This is a genomic window from Butyrivibrio sp., from assembly GCF_024699075.1.
The window spans coordinates 1-4249 of sequence record NZ_JAILQF010000006.1; the positions used below are offsets into that span (position 1 = coordinate 1).

4 protein-coding genes are annotated in these 4249 nt (G+C 36.3%); 2 read left to right on the forward strand and 2 right to left on the reverse strand.

Features of this window, described 5'->3' with window-relative positions; all coding sequences use genetic code 11:
• Positions 1-252, reverse strand: a 252-nt coding sequence (locus K6G87_RS00135) for a type II secretion system protein (RefSeq protein ID WP_296832185.1), incomplete at its 3' end; no start/stop codon positions are given.
• A gap of 319 nt (positions 253-571) precedes the next feature.
• Here K6G87_RS00135 and K6G87_RS00140 point away from each other — a divergent pair.
• Positions 572-1066, forward strand: coding sequence for a type II secretion system protein (locus K6G87_RS00140; protein ID WP_296832188.1), 495 nt, complete (start codon positions 572-574; stop codon positions 1064-1066).
• Positions 1067-1282: 216 nt separating this feature from the next.
• Positions 1283-2485, forward strand: a complete 1203-nt coding sequence (locus K6G87_RS00145) for a substrate-binding domain-containing protein (protein WP_296832191.1) — start codon at positions 1283-1285, stop codon at positions 2483-2485.
• On the opposite strand, the gene K6G87_RS00150 is transcribed toward K6G87_RS00145, so the two are convergent.
• A complete protein-coding gene (locus K6G87_RS00150; RefSeq protein ID WP_296832194.1) occupies positions 2468-4150 on the reverse strand; it encodes an ABC transporter substrate binding protein in 1683 nt (560 codons plus the stop codon). The genes K6G87_RS00145 and K6G87_RS00150 overlap by 18 nt on opposite strands.
• Between the last annotated feature and the right edge of the window lie 99 nt (positions 4151-4249).

Below are 4249 nucleotides of genomic sequence, written 5' to 3' on the forward strand. Positions count from 1 at the left end.
AAATCCTGTAGTTACTGATGTATATGCAGGATCTGCTATATATGTCTGAACCGCAGATACAATACTTGTAGCATTAGTAGCATCTGTTGAATTTCTTGATCTCTCTACATACTGTAAGAACTGAGGTGCAAGTACAGCTACAAGGATAGCCATAATAGCAATAACAATAATCAGCTCAACAAGTGAAAATCCTTTATTATCTTCCTGATTTTCTTCTTTGTTCATTCTGTAATTACGAAGGAATTTGATCATTTATTCTTCTCCTTTTCCTACAGCCTCCTGCTGTAGACTGAATCTCGCCGGTATATTAGTACCGTCATCCTTAACTACAACCTGTAAGGCTATTTATTAAAAACTAAATATCATATGATAGTTTCCAATATTATGTATTGACAAAAGAGAAGGGAGGTAATAATATAAATCTTGCGCGATAGCAAAAAATATTGAAAATATGATTATAAAGTATGACTTTATTTTTGGTATTATTGCAGTTGTAGTTTAGGATGACGGTACTAATATACCGGCGAGATTCAGTCTACAGCAGGAGGCTGTAGGAAAAGGAGAAAAATAAATGATCAAGTTCCTTCGCAATTACAGAAATAACAAAGAAGACAATCAGGAAGAAAATAAAGGATTTTCACTTGTTGAGCTTATTATCGTAATCGCTATTATGGCTATTCTCGTAGCTGTACTTGCACCTCAGTTCTTACAGTATGTAGAAAGATCAAGAAATTCAACAGATGCTTCTAATGCAACAAGTATTGTATCTGCTGTTCAGACATATTTTGCAGATCCTGCATACTCATCAGAAGTTTCATCATTTTCATCTGATACTATTAAAGTAAGTTCTACTGGCTTTGAAGCAGGAGATGTAATAACTAAAGCTCTTAAAGTAGCTGGATATGATTCTACAGATATTAAATGTAAGAGTACATCAGCATGGGATTCATACACAATAAAATTTACTCGTACTTCAGATGGAACTGTTGGTTTTGAATATGGCGATACAGTTTTTGCTACTTACATGTCTACAGGCGCAGTTTCAACAACTACTTCAGATACCTGATACTTAATATAATTGCCAATAACATTACGAGCCCTTGAAAAATGATCATTTATTTTTCAGGGGCTCGTCTTTATTTATGATTTTCATAGAATTGTCCGATAACCATAATGACAGTTTTTGTTATTTGACTAATTCTAATATTCAATTAGCTGTAACATTTATTTAATGTAGCATTCAATTAGGCTTAGCATTCAATTGTAGGAAAGGATTGCTTACATGTCACGTACCAGGCTTCGTTTCTCCAAATCGTATATGACTTTTTTGTCAGTAGCGCTTTTGTTATCGGCTTGTTCTGGTTCTTCAACTGATACTGCAACTACATCGGCAACACAAGCTAAGGAGAAAGTGGCTATTAACAATCACTCTGATGACGGCACCGATAAGATAGGCCTTAGTATGCCATCACAATACCTTGAGAGATGGAACAGGGATGGCAAATATCTAAAGTCTGTATTTGAAGAGATGGGATATGAAGTTGATCTGGAGTTTGCAGGCAATATGATAGATACCCAGATCGATGCCATTGATGCGATGATAGATAACGGCTGCGACGTACTTGTGATAGGAGCTGTTGACGGACTTTCACTTACAAGAGTTGTAGAGAAGGCTTATTATGCAGGCATTCCGGTCATATCATATGACAGACTTATATGCAATTCTGAGTATATAAGTGCCTATGTATCTTTTGACAATTATGAGGTTGGAAGGCTTCAGGGAGAGTATATAGAAGAGGCGCTTGATCTTGAAAACGCCGGTAGTAAGACTTATAACATAGAGTTTATAGCAGGAGATTCTGCAGATAATAATGCCAGATACTTTTTTGACGGAGCAATGGATGTACTTAAGCCCTACATAGATGATGGCATTTTAAATGTTCCTTCAGGCCAGCTTGATTTCTATACAGTAGCCACATCCCAGTGGTCTACAGAGTCTGCAAATATTAGATTTGAAATTCTTATTGGATCGTATTATTCAGGAGCCAACAGGCTAGATGCAGTAGTATGTTCCAATGACTCTACAGCGCTTGGAGTAGAGGCTGCAATAGAAGAAAATTACAAAGAAAATAATTCTGTTCTTATAACAGGTCAGGACTGTGATGAAGCCAATCTTGTAAAGCTTATGGAAAGCAGGCAGTCCATGGACGTATATAAGAATCTTACATATGAAGCCTATGTTACCGTTAAGCTCGTGGATTCCTTATATAATGGCAAGGAAATGTCTCAGGAGCTTGCTGATGGATGGGATCTTGGCTTTGAATGTACTTATGATACGACAACCTATGATAATGGTAAGATAGTAGTTCCTTCATTTCTTCTTAAGCCCGTTACTATTACAAGCGATAACGCAGTAGAAGAGCTTGTAGATAATTACGGAACCTATGTACTTACTGATGATGGAACATTAAAGGTCGCTGAATAGCTTGTAATTATTTCGGCCATTCTCTTTGACATAATACAAAGCTTTATCAGCAAGTGACATGACCTGAGTCGGATCATTGATATCAGAAGGATACAGAGCGCATCCAATACTAAGTGTTACCTGAATATTTTTACCTTCAACAGTTATAGGATATTTGATCATCTTACGAATATGCTGGCATATAGTGTCGGCATTATCTATTTCATTTCCAGTTATAAGCATCATAAATTCATCACCTCCGATTCTGGAAAAGGTGATGTTTTTAGTTGCAATGCTGCTAAATCTGTTACTTACTTCCTTAAGAACTTCATCTCCGGCAATATGACCATAGCTGTCATTAATTTCTTTGAAATGGTCAATGTCTATCATGGCAAGTCCGTATGGAGTATAGGTGCTGCTTAGCTGTTCAAGTTTCTGATTGATATAATGACGATTAGGAATCTTGGTCAGATAATCGTTATTGAGCATCTTTTCGTGCTGCCTGTTGAACCTTGCCTGAATAACAATTATCACGAACAGGAGTATTATAACAAGCATTATAAGATTTAGGATAAGTGCATTTTCCTTATAGTAACGAACTATATTAAAGTGTTCATTGGCTATAGTGCAGTCTTTTGGAAGCTTTGAAGCAGAAATATTGAATTCATCAAGACTATCCTGATAAAAATATGCTTCTGATATAGTTTCATTTACAAGAGGTATATTATCAGCATCAACGCCGTTTAAGATCTTCCCTGCCATCTTGCCGGCAATTTCCCCGGCCTGAGTATAGGAATATGAGATTCCTCCAAAAATGTTATCGATACAATTAGCCATTGAAAGGCTTATAACAGGAACATTGGTAACATTTTCGTCAATAAAAGAGGCTGCTGATTTGAGCGTATAAATATTCCCGTCACCATCCTGAGAGAAATCAAGATAGTAGATGATATCATCTTCGTCGAGCTCAGACAAGGCCCTTCTAAGTCCCTTGTTGGTGTAATAGGAAGTATTAAGAACTGTATAGGTGATTTCAGGGTGATCTTCCGTGAATTTTAAAAATTCCACATATTCACCTGCACTTGTATTGGTACCATCACACAGAACTACAATTTCATTCCTGTCTGGGAAAAGAGATTTCATAAGCGTATAGTTGGACTCAAAATCAAGGGTTTCAGCTATTCCTGTTACGTTTTCAAGAGCAGCTGAAGTAGTTGCATCAGATACGGAATTAATACCCATAAATACAATAGGAGTATTACCAAATAGTTCATCCCTGTAATTTATAGCAAAACGAAGAGCAGTATCATCTATAAGGAAGATAAGATCATAGGAAGCATTTGATTTTTCCATTTTATAGGCAAGATAATCGTGGAACTTCTCTATGTCCTGGGCTTCATAAAATCTTTTTGCATCCATATTTTCATAGGTTATCTCATAGGATAGATTGCCAAGTCCCTGTTCGAGTCCTTCGATATGCTGGGGAACAGTAGCATAAGAGTAGTTATAAGAGCATATGCACAGAATGTTATAAGGAACTATGGTACCTGATACTTCTGTGGCATTTACATAAGCATGATTTCCTATATTATAAGCTTTATTAAAGGGCGCAATTAATAGACATGCTATAACTAAACAGCATGTGATGACCACTGACATGAAAATGCCTTTTTTCTTATTGTTCATCAGGATTGTCCTTTTCAATATAAAAGCTTGATCATCATAGAAATATATCGGAATATTGTCCATAAAAGATTAGAAGGGCAGGTAGTAGCTGGTACATAT